The sequence below is a fragment of the Sinorhizobium sojae CCBAU 05684 genome (assembly GCF_002288525.1).
Taxonomy (GTDB): domain Bacteria; phylum Pseudomonadota; class Alphaproteobacteria; order Rhizobiales; family Rhizobiaceae; genus Sinorhizobium; species Sinorhizobium sojae.
Genome location: NZ_CP023068.1, coordinates 977,911 through 998,963, shown reverse-complemented (window position 1 = coordinate 998,963; position 21,053 = coordinate 977,911). Strand labels below are relative to the sequence as shown.

The window sequence follows — 21,053 nt, the reverse complement described above, 5'->3', positions numbered from 1 at the left end:
CCTTCCGTCCGCCTACTCGCGCGGTTCTGCTTCCCGCTCGTCAAGCCTGTGAAGCACCTGTTCCGGCGTGATTTCCGTCGCAAGCTCGTCAATGGTGTCATCGACATCCGTCTTCACATCAAGGCGCTTCGCGATCGCGGAAACGAGTGCCAGGAGGCGTGTCGCCTCCTGCTCCCCCAGTAAGGATATCTGCAGGTTCAGATCCGCCCGCTTGGCATCCTCCCGGGCCATTCGGTTCTGGGAGATCAGCACGAAAGTGGTAATGAAGATCGCCTCCACCGAGGCGATCATGGCGAGCATGGCAAAGCTCGGGTCAAAAATCGGCACGCCGGGCAGGAGCCCGAGGTTCACGACGATCCAGCTCCCAAATGCGAGGATATGCAGATAAAGGAATTTCAGCGAACCGGCAAAGTTCGTGATGTGCTGCGAAATCCGGTCCTGCGCCGTTCTGTTCCGCTCATCATCCGCGCGCTGTTTCAGCACTGCGCGAATGTTGCGGTCGAGCCTGGGGGTTGCCTCCGCGGGCGATCTTTCGTTCACTGCCGGTCGATGAATTTGTTGAAGCGGCTCAGGCTGCCATCCGCGGTCTTGTCCTGGTGCAGGAACAGCAACTTGTTCTCGTCAAAGATACGGAAGAACTCCTCCCAGGAAATTTGCTCAAGGGATTCCTCGGGCTCGCCGAAATCAATGCGGAGCAGGCCGCCGTTCGGGCCCTTCACTCGCGCCGGGTGGCCGTTGCGCTCCTCGACCCAGCGCCGGATTTCTTCATGCTTGTCGGTTGCGGTGGCTTCGCTCATGAGACCTTCCTCTTCTGCTCGCCTCGCCCAATCGCTAGAACCATGCACGGCCAAACCTGTTCCACTCGAAAGCGCGTCGACCGTCATCGGTTTCGCCCACGGCAAAAGCCGGTGACCCGAGACCGAAAGATGGGCGGATCAGTTGCGCCCCTCCTCGGCAGAGTCACCGGCGTTTTTAGTGTGGGAAGCTGACCGCTCAGGCCGCTTTCGCCTTCTGGTTCGCTGCGTCTACGGCAAGTTTGGTAAGCTTCTTGTCCGTATCGCCTTCTTCCTGCAGCGTCGCGTCGAGGAGGGACACCGCTTCCTTAAGGCCAAGCTGCGTTGCCCAGGTCTTCAGGGTGCCATAGCGCGCGATTTCGTAGTGTTCGACCGCCTGCGCTGCCGCAATCAGTCCCGCATCTATGGCGGGCGACCCTTTGAACTCCTCGGCGACGTCCTCGCCCTCGGCAATCAGGCCGTCCATTGCTTCGCATGTTCTTCCCTGAGCCCGCTTGCCGATCATGTCGAATACCTGCTGCAGCCGCTCGACATGCGTCTCGGTTTGTTCCTTGTGCTTTTCGAACGCGTCCTTGCAATTCTGGGACTGAGCTGCCCTCGCCATCTTCGGCAACGCCTTCAGGATCTGTCGTTCGGCGTAGTAGACGTCCCTGAGCGTTTCATAGAACAGCGTCTCAAGTGTTTTTTCTGCCATGGCTTGCCCTCCTTCTCAGCGAGCCCGTTTGGTACGAGCCCGTCTAACGCCGTCCCTTGAAATTGGTTCCGTCATAACGGCAGGAATGGCGTCTTTGGATCCGGCAATCTCAGCAGGCTCTCGCCGCACGTCGTCGCCTTCTGGCCATGTCGGAATGATGCCCTATTTTCTACGGGATCACTCCTACCACCACAGGTGTAGAAATGTTGAAGTGGGCTTTGATCTTCTTTTTAATCTCTCTCGTCGCGGGCTTCTTAGGCTTCTCCGGCGTTTCGGCTGCGACGGCCGGGATTGCCAAGATACTGTTCTTTATCGCCGTGGCCATATTCCTCGTCTTTCTTGTGCTCGCGATCATGGCCGGAGGGATCGTGCTCTGAGGTAGCTGGCGCCGCTTCGGACCAATGGCAGCCTCAGACCAGCAAACGACACTGCTGCATCAGCAAACGTTTGAGCGTGCCTCCGGAACCATTTGCGCGGCTTTCGGGTTTAGGGTGCAAATCTCATCTAGGTTTGAGCTCCGGGTCGATTGAAATTTTCGAAAAGGCCCCTTCCGACGCCCAAACCGAAGCGTGGACGTGTAGCGATAATTGCTTAAGGAGAGCCGGCATGCTTGGAACCATACTCCTGATCATTCTCGTCGTGTTGCTGATAGCGGCGATCCCTACGTGGCCGTACTCAACGGGCTGGGGCTATGGCCCTTCCGGATTCCTCGGGCTGTTGCTCGTCGTGCTCCTGATTCTGGTACTCATGGGTCGGATTTAGAGGCTTGGCCCCGACTTGCAGTCCCGCGGCAAGGCTGCGAATAAGCTCGCAGCCGCTCGAGCGTCGGTGGACCTAGCGTGCGCCGGGTAAAACCCCGTATCCGTGTGACCAACGCGCGGGGGGAGTCTCCAGTGTAGCGCCGACCGAAACCTGCGCCGAGTGGCTCAAGGGCTTTCCAGCGCGATGCATGGTATGTGCCGCCAAGCGGTTGCAATCCCGTAAGAATTTCTTGTCTCCAGCAGCTCTTCATTAAATGCAAGCCGTGGAACAAATTGCCCGGCTGTGGATTGACTATGCATCGTTCCTCATCATTTGGAGCGACAATCTAGTCCCCCTTTTGCTCTTTGGCGGTGCCTGAAACCAGGCACCGCGATTTTTGGTGCGGACGCCTTAACGTTACGGCACATGGAACATTTTTGGGGTGCTGTCGGTTGGGCTCCATCGAGGACTCTTCTCGATTGGAGGAGAACCCGGTGAAAATTCTCTATGGCGTCGTCGTAGCGCTCATCGTGCTTGCGGCGACGGCCGTCGCCTATGCTGTCAGCCCGCGTTCGCTCGAACCCATTGAGCGTCCCGATCCGCAACGTTTCGACAGCGCCACTATCGAGCTTGGCGAGCGCCTAGCGCTGATCGGAAACTGCGCAGAATGCCACACGGCCGAGCGGGGGGAAGCCTACGCAGGCGGCCGGCCGATCCCGACTCCGCTTGGCACCATCTTTTCGACGAACATCACGCCGGACCCGGAGACTGGCATCGGCAACTGGTCACAAGCAGCCTTCCGACGTTCGATGTATGAGGGACTCGATAGAGAGGGGCAGCACCTCTACCCCGCCTTTCCCTATCACCATTTCACGAAGGTGATGCCGGAGGATGTCGATGCCCTCTATGCCTATCTCATGACGCGTGAGCCGGTGCGGAACGAGGCGCCGGAAAATGAACTGCGATTTCCGTTCAACCTCCGCCCGCTGTTGGCCGCGTGGAAGCTTCTCTATCTGGACAATGAACGCTTTACCCGTCTCCCGGATGCAGACGAGAAGGTGAACCGTGGCGCGTATCTCGTCCAGGGACTGGGGCATTGCGGCGGCTGCCACACGCCGCGCAATGCTCTCCAGGCCGAAAAAGAGGACGACTTCCTGCGAGGCGAGGTCACCGAGAACTGGTACGCACCCGCAATCGCCGGTGATGTGCCGGCGGCGGTCAGGTGGAACGAACAGAAATTGGCCGACTACCTGGCGGGCCGGTGGGTTGACGAGCACGGCGTCGCTTTCGGCGCAATGGCGCCCGTCGTCCACAACCTCTCGCGCATTGCCGACGAAGATGTCGCGGCGATCTCGGCCTATATCACGTTGCTCATGGAGGGCGACGAGGCGGAGACCGATGCCGAGATCACCGGCGCTGTCGGCGATGCGCGTGACGGCGACGATATCGGCGCGGTGATCTATGCCGGCGCTTGCGCGGTCTGCCACGATGCGAGCCCCTCGCCTTTCGCCGCGGGCTTGCCTCTGGCCTATAGCACGTCGATCCGCATACCCACGCCTTTAAATCTCATCCGGGTCATAGAGGAAGGCGTCAAGCCGCCCGAGGGTCAGCCGGGCCGCTACATGCCCGGGTTTGCCGGGGCCCTGACGGACGAGCAGTTGGTGGCGCTCGCGGCCTATCTGCGTGGGCGGTACACCGGGCTGGAGCCCTGGCTGGACATCGACGACGTCGTCGCCAGGAGAACGCACCCAGGGGCAGTTGCCGTGGCAGAAACAGCCGAAGCGGAGTGAGAGAATGATCACGCTGAGAGTGAACGGCAGTACGTTCGACACCGAGAGCGACCCGGAGACGCCGCTGCTCTACGTTTTGCGCAATGAGATACAGCTCAACGGCGCGAAGTTCGGCTGCGGACTGGGCCAGTGCGGCTCCTGCACGGTGCTCGCCGACAACCGTCCCGTCTTCTCTTGCCTTACGCCCATAGCCATGTTTGCCGAGCGGGAGATCACGACGCTCGAAGGTCTCGGTTCGATCGACAGTCCCGGCCCGGTACAACGGGCCTTTATCGAGGAGCAGGCGGCACAATGCGGCTATTGCATCCCGGGTATGATCATGCGTGCGCATGCCCTGCTTTTGCTGAACTCCGCTCCTGACGAACTAACTATCCGCCAAGCTCTTGAGCCCTCTCTCTGCCGCTGCGGAACGCATATGCGCATCCTGCGCGCCGTGCACCGGGCGAGTGAAGGGTTCCGGGAACAAACGTCCGCCGCAGGGGGGAATACTCAATGACCGTCCCTGGACAGCTGGAACTGTCGCGCCGCTCACTTCTCAAGAGCGGTGGAGCGCTCGTGCTCTACTTCTCGATTTCGCCCGTCCGGCTTGCGGCCCAGGAAGGCGCGCCAGCCGACTCTCCACCTCCCGTTAGGCTTCCGGGAAGTCTTTCCGACTTTCCTTTCCTTGATTCCTGGATCCGGATCGACGACGACGAAAGCATCACGGTCTTTACCGGCAAGGCCGAACTCGGTCAGGGCATCCGGACAGCCCTCAGCCAGATCGCGGCGGAACAGCTCAAGGTGGACTTCTCGCGCATCAGGCTCCTCACCGCCGATACCGGACAGACGCCAGACGAGGGCTACACCGCAGCCAGTCATTCGATGGAAAAGAGCGGCACGGCCATTCTGCACGCGGCAGCCTATCTGCGCCGGATGATGATCGAACTGGCGGCCGATCAACTCGGTGTCGCGGCGGACGATCTCAAGGCCGAGGACGGCACTGTCGTCAGCAGTGCCGGCGAAAGGCTAAGCTACGGACAGCTCGTCAGCGGACGGTCGCTTCATGTGACGGTGAACGACCAGACCGGCTTCTTCGAGCCCGAGAGCTATACGGTCATGGGGCAATCGGTACCGCGAGTTGATATTCCGGGCAAAGTCACCGGCGAGCCGTCCTATGTGCACGACCTGAAACTGGAAGGCATGGTGCATGCCCGCGTCGTGCGTCCGCCGAGACGAGGCATGCGCCTTTCCGACCTCGATACGTCGCAGGTCGATGAGATGCCAGGCGTGATCAGGGTGGTGCGTGACGGCAACTATCTCGGTGTGATCGCGGAAGGAGAGTTCCAGGCGATAAAGGCGATGCGGGCGCTCCAAGCTGCCGCGCAGTGGGAAGGAGGCGCATCGCTGCCTTCCGATACTGACATCTACGATCACCTGATGCAGTTGCCGGCAGACAGCAGCGTGATCAATGGGCCGGAAACGGCCGCCTCGCCGCCCGAAGGAGCGAAGGTCGTCGAAGCCACCTACACACGGCCCTACCAGATGCACGGATCGATAGGGCCATCCTGTGCGGTGGGCCTCTTCCAGAATGGGCAGCTCACCATCTGGAGCCACACCCAAGGGGTCTACCCGGATCGTTCGGCGATCGCCGAGATGATGGGCATGGACGAACGCGCGGTCCGACTCATCCATATGGAGGGCGCGGGCTGCTATGGCCATAACGGCGCCGACGACGCGGCAGCCGATGCAGCCCTGCTGGCGCGCGCCCTGCCCGATCGCCCGGTCCGCGTTCAGTGGATGCGTGACCACGAGCATCAATGGGAACCTTATGGCTCGGCCATGGTCGTGCGGGCAAATGGCTCTGTTTCCGGCACTGGCGACGTATCGAGCTGGAACTACGAAGTCTGGAGCAATCCGCACACCACGAGGCCCGGCCCGGCGGGCAACCTCCTGCCCGCGCAACTCATCTCCGGCTCCTTCGAGCCGGAAGCGCCCGCCAATATCCCGCAGCCAGCCGGCGGCGCAGACCGAAACGCCGTTCCGGAATACAACATCCCGAATGCACGCGTCGTCGAACACTTCATCAGCGAGATGCCGTTGCGCACATCGGCCCTGCGCTCCCTCGGCGCTTACACGAACGTCTTTGCACTGGAGAGTTTCATGGACGAACTGGCGCTTGCCGCCGGGGCGGACCCGGTGGAGTTCCGGCTTGTCCGGCTTGAAGATCCGCGAGCCCGCGATGTCGTGACTACGGCCGCCGAGGCGTTCGACTGGAATGGTTGGGAGCGGAGACCGGGACGCGGGCGCGGCTTTGCCTATGCCCGTTACAAGAACCTCGCCGCCTATTGCGCGGTGGCTATCGATGTGGAGGTGGACGGCGCAACCGGGCGCATCATGCTTGGCCGCGCAGTCGCTGCCTGCGACAGCGGCCAGGCCGTCAATCCCGACGGTATCCGCAACCAGATCGAGGGCGGGCTTGTGCAATCGGCAAGTTGGACGCTTTTCGAGCAGGTCCGCTTCAACGAAGAAGGGGTCCATTCGGCCGACTGGGCGGGTTACCCGATCATGCGTTTCCCGTCAGTGCCGGAGACGGTGGAAGTCCACGTCATCGACCGGCCGGGAGAGCCTTTCCTGGGCACAGGTGAGGCCTCCCAGGGTCCTGCAGCGGCCGCGATCGCCAATGCCGTGGCGGACGCGATCGGCGTACGCATTCGCGACCTGCCGCTCCAACCAGAGCGCGTACGTTCCGCTATGCGGGCCTGAACGATCAGTTCTCCCCGTTGAGGATTTTCTTGATAGAGGCCCGGCATGTCGGCCCTAATGGCGGAACATCGTCGCGACATCTCGGTTGGACAGGGACGGAGGCGGTCGCCTCCGCAAACCAGCCCAACAGGCAAGTGGGAGAATCCGACATGAGGAATCTAATCTGCAGTGCAAGCCTCCTGGCTTTGATAGTTGCACCCGCCTATGCGCAAGAGCAAACACAACCCGACCAACCAACGCAACAGGATCAGGCTCAGCCGCAGACGCAGGTGGAGCCTGAGGGTGTGATCGTCTTGTCCGAGTGGCGTTACGATCCGCTTTATACTTCCGGCTGGAGCGTCGATCAGGCCTTTGATGAGGCGACTGTCGTCGGCGCGAACGGCGACGAGATTGGCGATATCGAGAACATCGTCTTCGACAGAGACGGCAATGCCGTCGCGCTGATAGCGGAGGTCGGCGGTTTCTGGGACATTGGCGACACGCATGTCAGCATCCCTTGGGATCAGGTACAGATCTCCGAGGATGCCGCCCGCTTCACCGTACCGGTGACCGAGGAAAATGCCGACGAGTTCGCCGCAGCCGGAGACGAGAGCGTACTCCGCGAAGGCGAAACGGGGCAGGTCTCGACGGTCGATGACGACCTAGCAACTGGACCCAACCTGTTCAAGGCGACCGACATCATCGGAGATACGGCGTTCCTCGATAATGCGGCGCGCTATGGTTATCTGAACGACATCATCGTCAATGACGGCAAGCTTGCAGCCGTCGTCGCCGACACGAGAGCATTCGGTCGGGGCTACTACGCCTATCCGTACACGGGTGCGACGGCCTGGCGCGACCCGGCCCGTTACACGCTGCCCTACGGACCTGACGACGTCGTCGTGCTGCAGGTCTTCGACTACAACCAGATGCAGCGAAAGGGCACAATGGATACAGGTACAACCTCTAGCACGCAGCCCGTGCCGGAGGCCGATACCGATACCCAAACCGCTCAGTGAGCGGTTCAACGCAGCGGGAGTGCCCGCAGCCGTCACATGACGGCTGCGGTTGAGCGAGTCAGATAATTCGGATGCCAGCGAACCTTAGGCCCGCGGACGCTGTCCGCCTCGTTCTGATCGCTGCGGCACTGGTTGTCGCCGGCCTGCTATTTTGGGAGCTGCGGCATCTCCTCCTTCTTGTCTTCGCCGCGGTCCTGCTGGCGATCGCCCTCAATGCCTTCACGCAATTGGTCCAGAACTGGCTCGGGACCGGCTGGACGCTGTCCCTGCTTTTCTCCACGCTCGTGATCGCTGCGGCCGTAGCGGGCTTCACTGTCCTTCTAGGTTCGCGGATCGCGGGCGAAATAACGCAGCTTGCGGAGCGCGCTCCGGAACTGGCCGTCTCCGTTGGGAACTGGCTTGGTCTTGAAGACCCACTCGAATGGCTCGAACAGCAGGCGCGCAGAGTATTCCGGAACTTCACTCTGCTGAGTGGTATCTCCGGGCTCTCGACCGTCATTTATTCTGGGCTGGTCCAGACGCTCCTCGTAGTCGCTGGAGGAATATATTTGACCGCCCGACCTCGAACCTATCGTGACGGCTTTCTCGAGCTGCTGCCGCATACATGGCGACGCAAGGCCGGGAGGGCCATCACCTCGGCCGCGGACGCGCTACGGGTATGGCTGCTTGGGCAAGTCCTCGCCATGCTCGCGGTGGGCCTCGTGACGACGCTGGGGCTGCTGGCGCTCGGCATCCCCTCGGCCGTCGCGCTCGGATTTCTGGCCGGGGTACTCGAGTTCGTGCCCTATGTCGGTCCGGTCCTCAGCGCGGTACCGGCGATTGCGTTCGGCTTGGTCGAGGGGCCCACAAAGGCCCTCCTGGTCCTCGCGCTTTATTTCGCCATCCAACAGGCGGAGGGGCTGCTGCTCGTTCCGCTGATCCAGCGCAAGGCGGTCGATCTTGCTCCTGCTTTGGCCATCTTTGCGATCATCGCTTTCGGCATCGTTTTTGGTCCAATGGGAGTCGTTCTTGCTGCCCCGCTCACGGTTCTGTCCGTTGTCCTGGTGAAAACGCTGTGGCTGCAAGAGGGCGGCGATCGATCTGGTGCCGAAGCACAGGCCGAGCAGTCGGATCTCGAAAGCTCTGCGGGAAATTGAATTTGCTTGAAACTTGGAGGTTGGCCCATGCCGAAATACCATTTAAAGGGAAGCAGCGGCCGAAAATCGTTCCCCCATTACTGCCTGGCGGCCGCGATCGCATGCTCGTTCCTGGCCGAGGTGTCCTCAGCACAGGTCCCAAAGAGAGAGCCGCCGCCCTCCTTCAGAATTACCGACAGACCTCCAAAGCCTGATCCATTGCCCTCCGAGATTCAGCCGGGTGATGAAAGCTTCGTGCAAATCCACGGGAGATGGGTGGAGGACGCCGCGCAGTGTCCGGTGACCAACCCTGCGTCCCCGCCCGTTTCAACCCTCCTCACCGACACGCTTCTCAGGTGGAAGGGCAACACCTGCAGCGTGCGAGACGTCAGGAAAAACGAAGGCGGCGGTGAACTTACGGCGCTTTGCGTTTCCGATGATGGACGATCGGAATACGAGTTCCTGCTACGGCGTGAAACCCCGGAGCGGATGCGCATCCAGCTGTCGGATTCGGCAGAGGAGCAGGTGCTGATACGCTGCCCCCGGTAGCGCGGGGTTCGGGCAGCGGCGCGGGTTCGGGCAGACTGAAGGCTGCACCTATCGGCCTTCCATCATTTCCAATAGTACGGGTAGCCGTAATAGTCGTGATAGCGCGTTTCATAGGCGCGATCGATCGATTCACCCGGGAGATACTCCGGCGCATTGCGTATCTGGTCGCGCGTGAGATTGACGTTCACGGTTTGGGTCGCCCATATCACGTCGGTGAAGGATGTCGGCGAAATCAATACCTTCTTGCCCGGCCACCAATTCACCGTATCCACGGCGATGTAGCGGATGGCCCAGGCATCTGTGTCGACGACCAGGTCCTCCACATGACCGATGTCGCCATCGATGGCGTGCACGTAATAACCGGTGACTTCGTTTGCGGAACGCAGATGGGGATCGCCTTCTTCTCGCGAGTCGGAGACCGCCCGTTCGTCCTCGTAATCGGGTGGCGGCGAAGGCACGACCGGAGCCCTGGCGCCGGGCGCGAAATAGGTATGCGGCCCCCAATAGGGATGCCAGCCATAGTGGTCGTAGACGCTGCTTTCCTGCTGACGCGAGACGGGTGCATCGAAATCAATCTCAGGACTGTCCTTGACTTGCTGTTTCGTCACGTTGACCGACACCAGCCGGCCGATGGAATCTGACGAGAGGATCGCCGACGGCGGCAAGAGCACCTGCCGCCCGGTGAACACCACGCCCGTCTTTACGACGAACCAACGAACGCTCCAGCTCTGATCGTCGAACAGAAGATCGCCGATCGTACCGATCGAACCATCGGTGGCATCAATGCCACAGCCCGTCATGTCGGATGCGCTCCATAGCATTTTCTCACTCCTCGATATTGCCCACGCCTTAGCGCTTCTTCGTCGTCGTAGGGCGATTCCGGGCCGTCTGCCGGGCAACGTGATCCGCTTGCATCTCGGTGTCGTAGGGCGAAGGCTCGCCGTCCTGCAGATCGCCCGCGTCTGCGACGCGTTTCCTGCCGGTCTTTGACGAAGGTTGCGGCTTTGGTTGCGGCGTTGTTTCGGATTCCTTCCACACCTCTTTCGGGTCGGTCAGGTCCTGACTATCGGGGCGCGCCTTCCGGCGCTCATGCCTCGTCTCGGTGCCTGTCGTTCGGGTGAGGTTCGGCTGGTGATCTTGTGTTTTTCCTTGGCGCGGCATTGTCAACTCCCACTCTCAAAAACGCTAACGAACTCAGTGGTCAATAGGTTCCGGTCTCGACCGAGGGCGATCGCTCGGGGCGAAGGAACAGAATGCTCTGGTGTTGGTTAAGGGCGCAACGCCAACAGGTCAGGGAGACCAAGGAGATGGCGAAGAGCAATGTCGAGCAAGCGCAGAAGAAAGCGCGAAAACAGGCGAAGAACACGAGCGGCGGCGGTCACTTGGGCGGTACTTATTACGGCCAGGAACCGGACGCCAAAACGTCCACCACTGTCAGGAAAAAAGGGGACAAGGCCCGGTCGAATGACGGACGAAACTAGCGACCGCTGCGAAAAGTGCGCCTGCGGACGAACTGAAATGTTGCCCGGCGCCGTTGAGGGCGCCTAGGGCGGAGGAGCGCCGAGATGAGATGGAGATGGGTTGCGACCTGTGTGCTGGCAATAGGCGCATTTACATCCGCGCCAGGACTTTCGAAAGATCCGGGGCCTGCCGCGCAGGCAGAGCGCTGCCGTGCCGCGCCGGGTATCGATGACGACCCCCAGGCGCTCGCGCGGAAGCTTGAGGAGTGTAACGGCGTTCTGAAACCGCCCAGGGTGGGGGACCCGGAACTGGTCGAACCGGCCCCTGATGTCGGGCGGACGCCAGTGATCCGACCGGATGAGTTGCCTCCCCAACAGCATGGCCCAAACGCCAAAGGGACCGCGGCCCCGGAAGACGTTACCGTGCGGGACCTCGTGACTGCCCTTGAAGAGACGGCTGCCACGGTGAACAAGCTTGGAACGCTGTCGGCACCCGACGTACAGGTACACGACGTCTCCAAGCTCCTCCGCAGTGACGATGCCCCGACCCTCGACGCCTCGCTGAAGGAACATCAGGAGGACACGAAAAGCTTACGCCAGGCGATTGCCGCGTACCCGACCCTGTCGCAGGCGTTGAGTCGTCAAGGGCTATCGGTTGAGAATGTCGTTGCGGCGAGGATCAACTCGCCCGGTTCGATCACCATCTTTACCAGGTGAGCTATGCCGCCCGGCCCCGGGGGCGAGTTGCGACGCTGCAATCCCGTATCTATACGCCCGCTGAATGGATCAGCAGCCTCATCGCAATCTGCGCGCGAACTTGACGGTTATCAATTCGTCGGAACGCAATCCATAGGTTGCAATATTCAGATTTTCTAAAGAGTTTCTCCTGTATGACTTGCAGCGGAGAACAAAAACAACCTCGTCGATTTTCGCGTGGTACTCCATCGAACCAGGCGTTCCACAACTCTGGTAGCGCCAACTTCCCGACGGAATGACTGCGCCGGGCGCCATCCTTCTCTTTCACAGGAAGCATCACGATTTCCTGTGCGCCACCGCTCAGGAGAAACCATTAAATGCCCTTGCCCTTCGCCTTAGGCGCCGATCAATCGTGGGTAATCTGATGAAGCGCCTGTCAGACTCAATCCGGGCCAGCCTGCTCACCATCGTTTCGCTGCTATGCCTGCTGGCCATAATATTGGCCGGCCGCGAATTCTCCCATGCATGGAGCAGATTCGCGGATGCAGGGCTGGTCAGCGCCAGCAACAAGACGTCGAACCTGCTGCTGTCGGCGGCCGGCGACTGGGCCGTCGAACGCGGCATCACCAATGCTGCCCTGGCCGCTGCCCATGCAGCGCCGGCAACGACCAGAAAGGCGGTCCTCGAACGGCGGGAGAAGGCCGATGCCGCTTTGGAGAACGCGCTACGGAGGATCGCCGAGGACGCTGCTTTCGAGGCGAGCGACGCGACAATTGCCAATGTCGAGGCGGCAATGGACAAGGTCATTGCGATCCGCCGCCGGGCGGACGCCGAACTCGAAAAGCCCCTGGCAGACCGGGACCGCGCGGTCTCGAAACAATGGGTGCCGGCGATGACGTCTCTCGTCATGGCGTCTCAAGCACTCCGTATCGCTGCACAGTTTCAGCCCGATACCATCGAAACCAACATCAGCCAGATCCAGGATGTCAAAGGCGCGGTCTGGACCATGAGCGAATATGCCGGACGTGAACGCGCGCTCGTCGGGAGTGCAATCTCAAGCGGCGCGGCCCTCGACAGCCAAACACTGCAGACGCTCGCCACCTATCGCGGCCGTGTGGAGCAATCGTGGCTGACGGTCGATGCCTATTTAGCCCGGAAGAATGTCGATCATGGCGTGACAGTGGCGGCGGCAGCCGTCAAGCAGACATTCTTTGGCAGTTTCGAGACGACCCGCAAATCGGTCTACCAGGCAGGCATTACCGGTACACCCTATCCACTTGACGCCCACGCCTGGATTGCCGAGGCGACGCGCGCGATCGATACGCTGCTGGCACTGGCCGGCAGCACCGGCGGCGCATCTGACCACGTGACCAATGCCTCCGCCGGCAGTGCACGAATGGCGATGATCGTGAACGGCGCTGTGCTGCTTTTCGGTCTCGCCCTGGCTGGGCTGGCGTTTCGCGTCGTTCTCGGCGGCGTGCTTCGACCTGTTGGGCAGATTACCGACGTCATGCGCACGCTCGCCGATGGCGACCTCTCGGTTGCAATCCCCTTCGCCGACCGGACGAACGAGATCGGCGAGATGGCCCGCGCCGTCGAGGTGTTCAAGCAGAACGGCATCAGGGTGCGCGAACTCAACACCCAGGAAGCGGCTCTTCAGGCAAAGAGCGCCGACCTGCAGTCGAACATCGGCCAGGTCGTCCAGGCCGCCGTCGCCGGCGACTTCACCCGGCGCATCACCAAGGATTACGACAATGCCGACCTCAACCGCTTCGCCGCCCAGGTGAACGAACTGGTGACCTCCGTCGACCGCGGCGTCGCGGAAACCCGGCGGGTGATCTCGGCGCTGGCGGAGGGCGACCTCACCGAAACCATGCGCGGCGAGTTCCAGGGCGCCTTCGGCGAACTTCAGTCGAACGTCAACCAGACGATGGCGAACCTGCGCAGCGTGCTTCGCGAGGTGCGCGCGGCGATCGACACGATCAATGGCGGGGCCGGCGAGATGCGCGTGGCCTCCGGCGACCTTTCCAAGCGCACCGAGCAGCAGGCCGCCTCGCTGGAGGAGACCTCCTCGGCGCTGGAAGAGATCACCGCGGCGGTCAAAAGCTCGACCGAGCGGGCGACGGAAGCCAGCCACATGGTCGACGAGGCGCGGCGTTCGACCGAGCAGTCGAGCGCCGTCGTCAAGGATGCGGTCTCGGCCATGGGCCGCATCGAGCAGGCCTCCGGCGAGATCGGCCAGATCATCAACGTCATCGACGAGATCGCCTTCCAGACCAACCTCCTGGCGCTCAATGCCGGGGTCGAGGCGGCGCGCGCCGGGGACGCCGGCAAGGGCTTTGCCGTCGTCGCCCAGGAGGTGCGCGAACTGGCCCAGCGCTCGGCCAATGCCGCCAAGGACATCAAGGCGTTGATCTCGCGCTCGGGCGACGAGGTCCATGCCGGGGTGAAGCTGGTGACGGCGACCGGCGAGGCGCTCGCCCTGATCCAGGGCCATGTGGTCAAGATCAACGAGCATGTGCATTCGATCGCCACCGCCGCGAAGGAGCAGTCGACGGGGCTTTCGGAGGTCTCGACCGCGGTCAACCAGATGGACCAGACGACGCAGCAGAATGCGGCGATGGTGGAGGAATCGACGGCGGCGACCAACCGGCTCGCCGACGAGGCGGCCAACCTCGCCCGGCTGATCGCCCGCTTCAGGATCGAAGCCGGCGCCGCGCCGCGGGCGGCCGCTCCGGACAGCCGTCCGGTCGCCTCGCCCGCCCGCGCACTTTCCCGCAAGCTCGCCGGCGCCTTCGGCGGCCGCGGCGCAGCCGCCGCAGCGGTCGCCTCGGAATGGGAGGAGTTCTGAGAAAAGATCTCACATAAAAACATCTCCCGGCCCTATGTCCTCAAGAGCCGGGCGATTTTTATTCGTCGCTTCCGCTTCGGCCTCAGCCGCTCAGGCAAAAGCGCGAGCGCCGGATCATGGCGCAGCGTGTCGTGGTCGTCGGGACGTCCTCGTAGCCGAGCGAAACCGCCGCAATGCGGCTGCCCGATCACAGTCCGATCGCGCCGCCGTCGAGACCAGCACCACTCTGTGGCCGTCGAGGCCTTCAAATTAGAGCTGCTCGGAGATACAGTGTGTTTTGCTCTTTGGAGAGTCTGGTAAGCCTTTGTGGCGAAAGCAGCTTCTCAGTTCGCGGGCTCGATGCGCCTCTTACTTTGAGAGATTCAGGTTATTCCAAACGGAACCCAGTTGCACTGTCCTGGTTGTAGCGAAGATGGCACCGCCGTTTCCAAGGCGAGCAGGTCCGATGCAGGTCACTGCTACATTGGACTGATTGCTCGATGACCGCCCACGAAAATCGACGCTGACGAGTCCAGTTGATGGCTATCGACCTTGCTGAACAATCCATCGCCGCTCTGTTTATGGCAATGGGCGTGGCCGGCGCTCTTGTCTGGTATGCCGGCACCAGGCTGGTCGGCCTAGTCGACGAGATCGCAGAGCGCTTGAAGCTCGGCCAGGCATTTGCCGGAATGCTGTTGCTCGGCGGTATCACGTCGCTGCCCGAACTGGCGACGGCGAGTTCGGCTTCAATAGCTGGTAATCCGCTGCTCTCGATCAACGATCTGCTCGGCACCTCGTCGATCAATATTCTGCTGCTGGCGATAGGCGACACCATCTATGGCAAAGAATCGCTGACACACCAGACTTATAGACCCGCGCCGCTGATGCAGGGCGTCCTTGGCATGATTCTGATGGCGGCGGTCGCGATTGCCATCGCCGTGGGGGATACTGCTGTTCCCATACTCGGAACGGGCGTGTTCTCGCTCGTCCTTGCCCTTGGTTGCTGGCAGGCATTGCGCATTTCCAACCGTTTCGAAGGCCGTAGCAACTGGGAAGCCGTGAACCCGCCCAAAATCGAACCGGCAGAGCGCGCCGTCCGGAACGACAGCAATCTGCAACTTGGCGCTTTGACGTTGCTTGCAGGAGCAGCGATCCTGTTCGGTGGAGCGATCCTGGCCCTCTCCGGGGATGCAATTGCCGAGAAATCCGGTCTGGGCAGCTCGATCGTGGGTTTCGTCCTGGTCGGCTTCTGTACATCCCTTCCCGAACTGAGCACAGTTATTGCAGCGCTGAAACGGCGCCGTTATCAGCTTGCGATCGGTGATATCTTTGGCACAAACCTCTTCAACATTCAGATCATCTTCATTGTCGACCTGTTCTTTCGTGGTGGGCCTGCGCTCAACACCGCTGGCGATTTCGAGATGACAGCCGCTTGCCTTTCCGTGGTCATGACCGGCATTTTCGTGGCGGGAATGCTGGAGAGACGCGACAGGACAATCTGGAGGATGGGCACAGACAGCGCCTTGGTGCTGATCGTTTTTGCTGTCGGCCTAGTAGGGCTTACGACGATGGCATGAAGTGGAGAAATCTCGTCTGTAGCGAGACCCACCTGGTTCGGGAAGCAGCTTGAATTGCCCGAAGCGATCACAAGCATGATTCACGCCAGGCGGTTTCACGGGCAGCACTATTCGCCTGATTGGATACCTGTAAGTCACAGCTTTACGATGAGGCCGAAAGCCCAGACCAGCCAGAAACCGATCATCACAATCAAAAGCGTGCCGGCCAATCGCCAGTTTGCAAGGCGCCGCTCCATTAGCTCGATCAGGCGCGCTGGCCGCGAGAGCCAAGAAAGTTCGATCTCGGGCATGCGCGCGTGTTCGAGGCGCGCCGCCCACTTGCAAATTGCGGAAGCGCTTCGCTCCAGAGGGATCACGATGTCGCCTTCTGGAATGGCAAGGCTTGGCCGAAGCGGCAGACGCAAGACGGCACCCAGCAGGCTCGCCCCCGCGAGTATCGGCCATAGTGCAGCCCAAATGTTCTCCGGGTCAAAGGCGTAGCTGATCGTCAACTCGGTCAGCGCGGGAAAAACAAGCCACGGGGCTGCCAGGGCCGCACCTGTACAGGCGAAAAAAGGTACCAGCAGCCCGTTGCGAGCCCTGCCGGATTCCGGAGCCGTTCGACGGACGAGTTGGAGAAAGCGGAGCATCAAAAGCGTCGTCCCCACGGCCGAAAGAGTGACCAGCAGGGCCAAGGTTCCTTCGCCGATCGGGGCCTTGATGGCGAGCTTCGCAAGCGCGCCCCCCGTCAAAGGCAGCCCGGCAATGGCCAGCGCCAGGAGGCCGGCGAGCAGCATAACTGACAGAAGGTTCTTGCGCCCGGTCTCAGCGATCACGCCGACCGACAGGAACAGTGCCCCTTTGGCGAGGCTGTGGTGGGCGACGTAGAGTGTTGAGGCCGCGATTGCCACAGCGTCGGCTCCGGACGATCCGAAAGCGGACCCGAGCACGACGACGACCAGGCCCATCTGGCTCAGCGTCGAATAGGCAAGCACTGTCTTAGGACGGTTCTGAAAGACGCCGACGACGACGCCGATGTAGGCCGTGGCGATGCCCAGTCCGACAAGCACGTCACTCCAAATAGGGAGATCGGCCGTCAGCGGCAGGAACTGAATGAACCCGAATATGCCGGCGTTGACGATCGCGCCCGAAAGCACGGCTGAGGCGGGCACGGGCGCGACAGGATGAGCGAGAGGCAGCCAGACATGCAGTGGCACAAGGCCCGCCTTGAGGCCGAAGCCGGTTACAAGCAGCGCAAACGCCAGATCACGGTGCGGCGATTGTAGGATGGCGGCGCGGAATTCCTCGATCAGCAGCGAGCCGGCAGCATCGGCGCCGATCAGGAGAGCCAGGAAAAGGGAGGTTTCGCCCAGAATGGCAAGAAGGAGATAAATGCGTCCGGCGCGCAGCGCTTCGGCGCTGCCGCTGTGAACCACGAGACCGAAAGCGGCAAGGGAAAGCACCGCGAAGGAAAGGTAGAGACTGATAATGTCGGCGGCGACGTAAAGCAGGAGGTTCCCCGTCAGGGTGGTCAGCCAGAACCCGGTGAAACGGTTGCGCCCCGTCTCGTCGATGGCCGAGCAGGCAAAGAGGCCCGCCAACGACCAGAGAAGCGCCGCGATACCGAGGAAAACCCTGTTTGTTTCGTCCAGTGCAAGGCCGGCCCCCAGCAGGACGTGCGTCAAAGGCTGGGCCGTACCCGCCGGGACGAGCAGGGCAGCAGCAAGTGCGGGCAACGGCGCCGCAGGCATCAACGCGAATGCACTTCGCCGAGTGCCGGGGAGCAGCGCCAGCAGCATGAGCGCGAGGGGAAATCCGGGCGCGGCACACAGGAGGAGCGAAGCGCCGCTCATCCGCCGTGCTCCCTCTCGACGATGAGCTGCGCCCAGCCCAGCGGGCTGAAGTCCGCTCCGGCAAACAATCCTGCAAGGAGGGCTGCGCAGGCCGTTGCGAGCGCCGGCCATATGAGCATCGGCACCCGCTCGCGATCTGGTGCTGCCGTGGTCACGGGTGGCCCGAACCAGGCGTGGTACATCGGCGGAAGAAGATAGGCGGCATTAAGCAGGCTGCTAATCGCAAGCACGAAGATCACCCAGGGCTGACCGGCCTCCAGCCCGCCTGTCCCGAGCTGCCATTTGCTGACGAATCCAGCGATCGGCGGGATCCCGATCATCCCGATCGCCGCAATCGAGAAAGCGCACATGGTGAGTGGCATGGCGCGTCCAGTGCCGCCCAATTGGTCGATCCGGGTCACGCCCATCCTTGTTTCGAGCGCACCCGCACAGAAGAAGAGCGTTATCTTCATCAGGCCCTGGTGGACCAGATGGACAAGTCCGCCCACGGTCGCTTCCGGACCGGCGAGCGCGGCGCCAAGAACGATGTAGCTCACCTGGCTTACCGTGGAAAATGCCAACCGCCGCTTTATGTCGCTCTGGTAAAGCGCGCGAAGCGATCCGTAGATGATCGTGGCGGAAGCGACCGCCGCGAGCGGGAGGCTTGCCCCCAGGTCCTGCACGAGCGCAAAGCCGAAGACGTCGTAGACGATCCTTACTATGCCGAATGCGCCCGCCTTCACGACCGCCACGGCGTGGAGCAGCGCACTGACCGGTGCCGGCGCTATCATCGCCGCCGGGAGCCAGCCATGAAGGGGAATCAGTGCGGCTTTGACCCCAAGGCCGCCGATCAGAAGGACGAAGATGATCCGAAGGACCGTCCTGTCGGGCCCGAGCGGCGGGGCGTGCAGCGCGAACTCGACGGGCCCCACCATGCTTTCCAGCCAGACCATGCCCACGAGAAGCAAGGCGCTGCCGCCGAGCGTATAGGCGAGGTACTTGCGGCCGGCGGCGATAGAATGCCGGTCGCCCTTGTGGGTTACCAACGGCCATGTCGATAGGGTGAGCATCTCATAGAAGATGAAGAAAGTGATCAGCGTCCCTGCCAATGCCACGCCTGTGGTCGCGGCGACGCAGAGGCTGAAGAAGCCGAAGAACCGGGACTGGTTCTGCTGATCGCCGAAGTAGGCGATAGCGTAGATGGTGGTCAGCAGCCATAGGAAGGCGGAGAGGGTCAGGAACAGGAGGCATAGCGCATCCGCTCTCAGCAGCAGTTCCAGCCCCGGCGCGAGCGGGAAACGCATTTCGTAGATTTCGCCTGCCGCCACGCCGCGCAGCATGAGCGCGACGAGGCCGAGCTTGGCGATGGCCCCTGCCAGATTTACGAACGTGCGCAGCCTGGGCATCGAATCGGGAATGAAGAATATGATGCAGGCTGTGACAACGCTGCTGAGCAAGGTCAGGATCGGAAGCCAGTCGTTCATTGCAGTCCTGTCTCCGCGGCAACTGGGCTGCCCACCTGAGCCAGCCGGAACGGCTCGATGGATGCAAGCCCCAGCCCGACGGCGCAAAGGGCGAGCACCAGCGGTATCCATTCAAGGCTCCAGTGAACCCTGCGCGCCGCGGGCGCCGCTTCGTCCCGCTCCATCATCAGCCTGGAGAGAGGTCGGAAGAAATAGGCCGCCGTCAGCAGCCCGCCCGCCACCAGCACCAGACCCCACCACCAGCGCCCGCCCGCGAGGGAGGCCGTCAGCATCAGATATTTCGCCAGGAAACCGCCGCTCGGCGGCAGGCCCATGAGGGACACGGCCGAAAGTCCGAAAGCGAAGCTCGCGACCGGCGCGGCGCGGCCAAGCCCGGCCAGGGCATCAATCCGGCCACTGCCGGCCGAAAGGATCAGCGCGCCGGCGGCAAGGAACATGGCGGCCTTGGCAAGACCGTGGGAAAGCCCCTGGAAAACGGCCCCGGTCCATGCGCTCGCCGCCCAGGGCTGGACTTCATTGGCCGCGCCCGCCAGCGGGAAGACGAGGAACAGATATCCGGTCTGCGCGACGGTCGAATAGGCAACGACCTGCTTCAGTTCCTCTTGCCGCAGCGCAAGGAGCGAACCTGCGAGCACGGCCATCGTCCCGAGCAGGCCAAACAGCATCGTGACCTGCGGGGTCGCGAGCGGGGGCATCACGTCGAACCACAGCCGCAGCAGGACATAGAAGCTGGCCTTCACCACGATAGCCGAAAGCAGGGCGCTCGCCGGAGCGGGCGCTCCCCCATGGGCGGGAGGCAGCCAAGCGTGGAACGGGAACAAGGCCGTTTTCGCAAAAAGGCCGACGCTCACCATGGCGGCCGCTGCGTGCGAGGCCGGTGTCGGCCGCACCTTCGCCGCCAGTTGCGCCATGTCGAGCGTACCGTAGGCGCCGTAGAGAAGGGCAACGCCGATCAGATAGGACAACGAGGCCAACAGGGCATAGAGCAGGTAGCGCATGCCTGCGGCGACGTTCGCCGTGCGCCCTTCGAGGGCCACCATCGCCACTGCGCAGATCGTCAGCAATTCAAGCGCGACGTAAAGGTTGAAGGTGTCGCGTCCAACGAAAGTCCCGTTGGCGGCTGCCCAGATGCCGAAAAAGAGCGGCCAGAAAGAGAAACTCCGGCGCGACCCCTCATCGGCTGCGAAGTAGCGGACCGCGAACAAGCCCGTTCCGCTCGCGACAACCGCACCGAGGCCAAGGAAGGCGGCGGCGAGTCCGTCCGCGCGCAGCACGATACCGAGCGGCGCAGGCCACCCTCCGAGCAGGTGAAGCACTTCCCCATCGTTCCTCACCCGTTCCGCGATGACTGCCGCGATCGCGAGGGCGCCTGGGACGACCGGCCACAGAAGATGCGGCGCGCGGCGCCCCAGCGGCAGGGAGAGGACGGATGCCAGAAGCGGCAGTGCGATCGCGAGAGCGAGGGCGGCTTCAGCCATCCTCGTCCCCGGCATCGGGAAGGGACCGCGCGCCGTCCCGAAGACGGCGCAGCAGTGCCAGGGCAAGCGCGGTGGCGGAAAGCGCGACGACTATGCCGGTGATGATCATTGCCTGCGGCACGGGGTCGGAAGCATGTTCAGGGGCCCGGGCGGACAACGCTCCGAAGAGAAGAAACACGCCGCTGCCCGCGACATTGAAGGACAGGATCTGTCTCAGAAAATGCCGCTGCGCCAAGAAACCGTAAAAGCCGATCGCGATCAGCATAGATCCGGTCAGCCCGTACACGAGCGCGG

Annotated in this window: 20 protein-coding genes; 12 read left to right on the top strand and 8 right to left on the bottom strand. The window is 62.2% G+C overall.

All coding sequences use genetic code 11. From position 1 onward, the window contains the following. Positions 1-12 precede the first annotated feature (12 nt). From SJ05684_RS22230 to SJ05684_RS22220, 3 genes are all read right to left on the bottom strand, one after another. Positions 13-540: a DUF1003 domain-containing protein gene (locus tag SJ05684_RS22230; RefSeq protein WP_034857798.1), complete on the bottom strand. Its 528-nt coding sequence runs from the start codon at positions 538-540 to the stop codon at positions 13-15. After that, positions 537-797, bottom strand: a complete 261-nt coding sequence (locus tag SJ05684_RS22225) for a hypothetical protein (protein ID WP_034857800.1) — start codon at positions 795-797, stop codon at positions 537-539. Before SJ05684_RS22225 ends, SJ05684_RS22230 begins: the two co-directional genes overlap by 4 nt. Before the next feature lie 196 nt (positions 798-993). Further along, positions 994-1,488, bottom strand: a complete 495-nt coding sequence (locus SJ05684_RS22220) for a YciE/YciF ferroxidase family protein (RefSeq protein ID WP_095694344.1) — start codon at positions 1,486-1,488, stop codon at positions 994-996. Between the two features lie 203 nt (positions 1,489-1,691). On the opposite strand from SJ05684_RS22220, the gene SJ05684_RS22215 reads away from it, so the two are divergent. From SJ05684_RS22215 to SJ05684_RS22180, 8 genes are all read left to right on the top strand, one after another. After that, entirely contained in the window at positions 1,692-1,865 is a 174-nt protein-coding gene (locus tag SJ05684_RS22215) for a DUF1328 domain-containing protein (protein WP_034857804.1), read from the top strand. Positions 1,866-2,094: 229 nt separating this feature from the next. Further along, positions 2,095-2,250 (top strand): DUF3309 family protein, encoded by a 156-nt coding sequence (locus SJ05684_RS22210; RefSeq protein WP_034857807.1) that lies wholly within the window; start codon positions 2,095-2,097, stop codon positions 2,248-2,250. A 473-nt stretch (positions 2,251-2,723) separates the two neighbouring features. After that, on the top strand, positions 2,724-4,019 hold the full coding sequence (locus tag SJ05684_RS22205) for a c-type cytochrome (protein WP_050980141.1): 1,296 nt from the start codon (positions 2,724-2,726) through the stop codon (positions 4,017-4,019). A gap of 4 nt (positions 4,020-4,023) precedes the next feature. Next, complete coding sequence (locus SJ05684_RS22200) at positions 4,024-4,515, top strand: (2Fe-2S)-binding protein (RefSeq protein WP_034857808.1); 492 nt, start codon at positions 4,024-4,026, stop codon at positions 4,513-4,515. Beyond that, complete coding sequence (locus tag SJ05684_RS22195) at positions 4,512-6,761, top strand: xanthine dehydrogenase family protein molybdopterin-binding subunit (RefSeq protein ID WP_034857810.1); 2,250 nt, start codon at positions 4,512-4,514, stop codon at positions 6,759-6,761. The genes SJ05684_RS22200 and SJ05684_RS22195 overlap by 4 nt, the downstream gene beginning before the upstream one ends. Before the next feature lie 149 nt (positions 6,762-6,910). Then, positions 6,911-7,759: a PRC-barrel domain-containing protein gene (locus SJ05684_RS22190; RefSeq protein WP_050980142.1), complete on the top strand. Its 849-nt coding sequence runs from the start codon at positions 6,911-6,913 to the stop codon at positions 7,757-7,759. A 71-nt stretch (positions 7,760-7,830) separates the two neighbouring features. Further along, positions 7,831-8,895 (top strand): AI-2E family transporter, encoded by a 1,065-nt coding sequence (locus tag SJ05684_RS22185; RefSeq protein WP_244426697.1) that lies wholly within the window; start codon positions 7,831-7,833, stop codon positions 8,893-8,895. A 27-nt stretch (positions 8,896-8,922) separates the two neighbouring features. Then, a complete protein-coding gene (locus SJ05684_RS22180) occupies positions 8,923-9,423 on the top strand; it encodes a hypothetical protein (protein ID WP_034857811.1) in 501 nt (166 codons plus the stop codon). Positions 9,424-9,485: 62 nt separating this feature from the next. Here the strand turns inward: SJ05684_RS22180 and SJ05684_RS22175 are convergent, their stop codons facing one another. Next, positions 9,486-10,244: a PRC-barrel domain containing protein gene (locus SJ05684_RS22175; protein ID WP_034857813.1), complete on the bottom strand. Its 759-nt coding sequence runs from the start codon at positions 10,242-10,244 to the stop codon at positions 9,486-9,488. A gap of 486 nt (positions 10,245-10,730) precedes the next feature. Here SJ05684_RS22175 and SJ05684_RS22165 point away from each other — a divergent pair, with 486 nt between their 5' ends. The 4 genes from SJ05684_RS22165 to SJ05684_RS22150 all read left to right on the top strand — a co-directional run bounded on the left by SJ05684_RS22165 (position 10,731) and on the right by SJ05684_RS22150 (position 15,986). Then, entirely contained in the window at positions 10,731-10,904 is a 174-nt protein-coding gene (locus tag SJ05684_RS22165) for a hypothetical protein (RefSeq protein ID WP_085939136.1), read from the top strand. A gap of 84 nt (positions 10,905-10,988) precedes the next feature. Further along, the gene (locus SJ05684_RS30955; RefSeq protein WP_193354432.1) at positions 10,989-11,600 is read left to right on the top strand and encodes a hypothetical protein; all 612 of its coding nucleotides are present in this window, start codon (positions 10,989-10,991) and stop codon (positions 11,598-11,600) included. 403 nt (positions 11,601-12,003) lie between these two features. Then, a complete protein-coding gene (locus SJ05684_RS30540) occupies positions 12,004-14,430 on the top strand; it encodes a methyl-accepting chemotaxis protein (protein WP_244938030.1) in 2,427 nt (808 codons plus the stop codon). 518 nt (positions 14,431-14,948) lie between these two features. After that, positions 14,949-15,986, top strand: a complete 1,038-nt coding sequence (locus SJ05684_RS22150; protein ID WP_034859056.1) for a sodium:calcium antiporter — start codon at positions 14,949-14,951, stop codon at positions 15,984-15,986. A gap of 134 nt (positions 15,987-16,120) precedes the next feature. Here the strand turns inward: SJ05684_RS22150 and SJ05684_RS22145 are convergent, their stop codons facing one another. From SJ05684_RS22145 to SJ05684_RS22130, 4 genes are read right to left on the bottom strand one after another with little or no spacing between them, the layout of a single operon-like run. Beyond that, a complete protein-coding gene (locus SJ05684_RS22145; protein ID WP_050980205.1) occupies positions 16,121-17,818 on the bottom strand; it encodes a complex I subunit 5 family protein in 1,698 nt (565 codons plus the stop codon). Next, on the bottom strand, positions 17,815-19,281 hold the full coding sequence (locus SJ05684_RS22140; RefSeq protein ID WP_034859059.1) for a complex I subunit 5 family protein: 1,467 nt from the start codon (positions 19,279-19,281) through the stop codon (positions 17,815-17,817). The genes SJ05684_RS22145 and SJ05684_RS22140 overlap by 4 nt, the downstream gene beginning before the upstream one ends. Then, entirely contained in the window at positions 19,278-20,759 is a 1,482-nt protein-coding gene (locus tag SJ05684_RS22135; RefSeq protein WP_050980206.1) for a complex I subunit 5 family protein, read from the bottom strand. The genes SJ05684_RS22140 and SJ05684_RS22135 overlap by 4 nt, the downstream gene beginning before the upstream one ends. Next, complete coding sequence (locus tag SJ05684_RS22130) at positions 20,752-21,024, bottom strand: NADH-quinone oxidoreductase subunit K (RefSeq protein WP_050980211.1); 273 nt, start codon at positions 21,022-21,024, stop codon at positions 20,752-20,754. The genes SJ05684_RS22135 and SJ05684_RS22130 overlap by 8 nt, the downstream gene beginning before the upstream one ends. Positions 21,025-21,053: the final 29 nt, after the last annotated feature.

What these genes read in the sequence shown, in the direction of transcription:
- SJ05684_RS22225 (WP_034857800.1), bottom strand. Translation starts at nt 797, where the DNA reads ATGAGCGAAGCCACCGCAACCGACAAGCATGAAGAAATCCGGCGCTGG.
- SJ05684_RS22220 (WP_095694344.1), bottom strand. Translation starts at nt 1,488, where the DNA reads ATGGCAGAAAAAACACTTGAGACGCTGTTCTATGAAACGCTCAGGGAC.
- SJ05684_RS22215 (WP_034857804.1), top strand. Translation starts at nt 1,692, where the DNA reads ATGTTGAAGTGGGCTTTGATCTTCTTTTTAATCTCTCTCGTCGCGGGC.
- SJ05684_RS22210 (WP_034857807.1), top strand. Translation starts at nt 2,095, where the DNA reads ATGCTTGGAACCATACTCCTGATCATTCTCGTCGTGTTGCTGATAGCG.
- SJ05684_RS22200 (WP_034857808.1), top strand. Translation starts at nt 4,024, where the DNA reads ATGATCACGCTGAGAGTGAACGGCAGTACGTTCGACACCGAGAGCGAC.
- SJ05684_RS22195 (WP_034857810.1), top strand. Translation starts at nt 4,512, where the DNA reads ATGACCGTCCCTGGACAGCTGGAACTGTCGCGCCGCTCACTTCTCAAG.
- SJ05684_RS22190 (WP_050980142.1), top strand. Translation starts at nt 6,911, where the DNA reads ATGAGGAATCTAATCTGCAGTGCAAGCCTCCTGGCTTTGATAGTTGCA.
- SJ05684_RS22185 (WP_244426697.1), top strand. Translation starts at nt 7,831, where the DNA reads ATGCCAGCGAACCTTAGGCCCGCGGACGCTGTCCGCCTCGTTCTGATC.
- SJ05684_RS22180 (WP_034857811.1), top strand. Translation starts at nt 8,923, where the DNA reads ATGCCGAAATACCATTTAAAGGGAAGCAGCGGCCGAAAATCGTTCCCC.
- SJ05684_RS22175 (WP_034857813.1), bottom strand. Translation starts at nt 10,244, where the DNA reads ATGCTATGGAGCGCATCCGACATGACGGGCTGTGGCATTGATGCCACC.
- SJ05684_RS22165 (WP_085939136.1), top strand. Translation starts at nt 10,731, where the DNA reads ATGGCGAAGAGCAATGTCGAGCAAGCGCAGAAGAAAGCGCGAAAACAG.
- SJ05684_RS30955 (WP_193354432.1), top strand. Translation starts at nt 10,989, where the DNA reads ATGAGATGGAGATGGGTTGCGACCTGTGTGCTGGCAATAGGCGCATTT.
- SJ05684_RS30540 (WP_244938030.1), top strand. Translation starts at nt 12,004, where the DNA reads ATGAAGCGCCTGTCAGACTCAATCCGGGCCAGCCTGCTCACCATCGTT.
- SJ05684_RS22150 (WP_034859056.1), top strand. Translation starts at nt 14,949, where the DNA reads ATGGCTATCGACCTTGCTGAACAATCCATCGCCGCTCTGTTTATGGCA.
- SJ05684_RS22145 (WP_050980205.1), bottom strand. Translation starts at nt 17,818, where the DNA reads ATGAGCGGCGCTTCGCTCCTCCTGTGTGCCGCGCCCGGATTTCCCCTC.
- SJ05684_RS22140 (WP_034859059.1), bottom strand. Translation starts at nt 19,281, where the DNA reads ATGAACGACTGGCTTCCGATCCTGACCTTGCTCAGCAGCGTTGTCACA.
- SJ05684_RS22135 (WP_050980206.1), bottom strand. Translation starts at nt 20,759, where the DNA reads ATGGCTGAAGCCGCCCTCGCTCTCGCGATCGCACTGCCGCTTCTGGCA.
- SJ05684_RS22130 (WP_050980211.1), bottom strand. Translation starts at nt 21,024, where the DNA reads ATGCTGATCGCGATCGGCTTTTACGGTTTCTTGGCGCAGCGGCATTTT.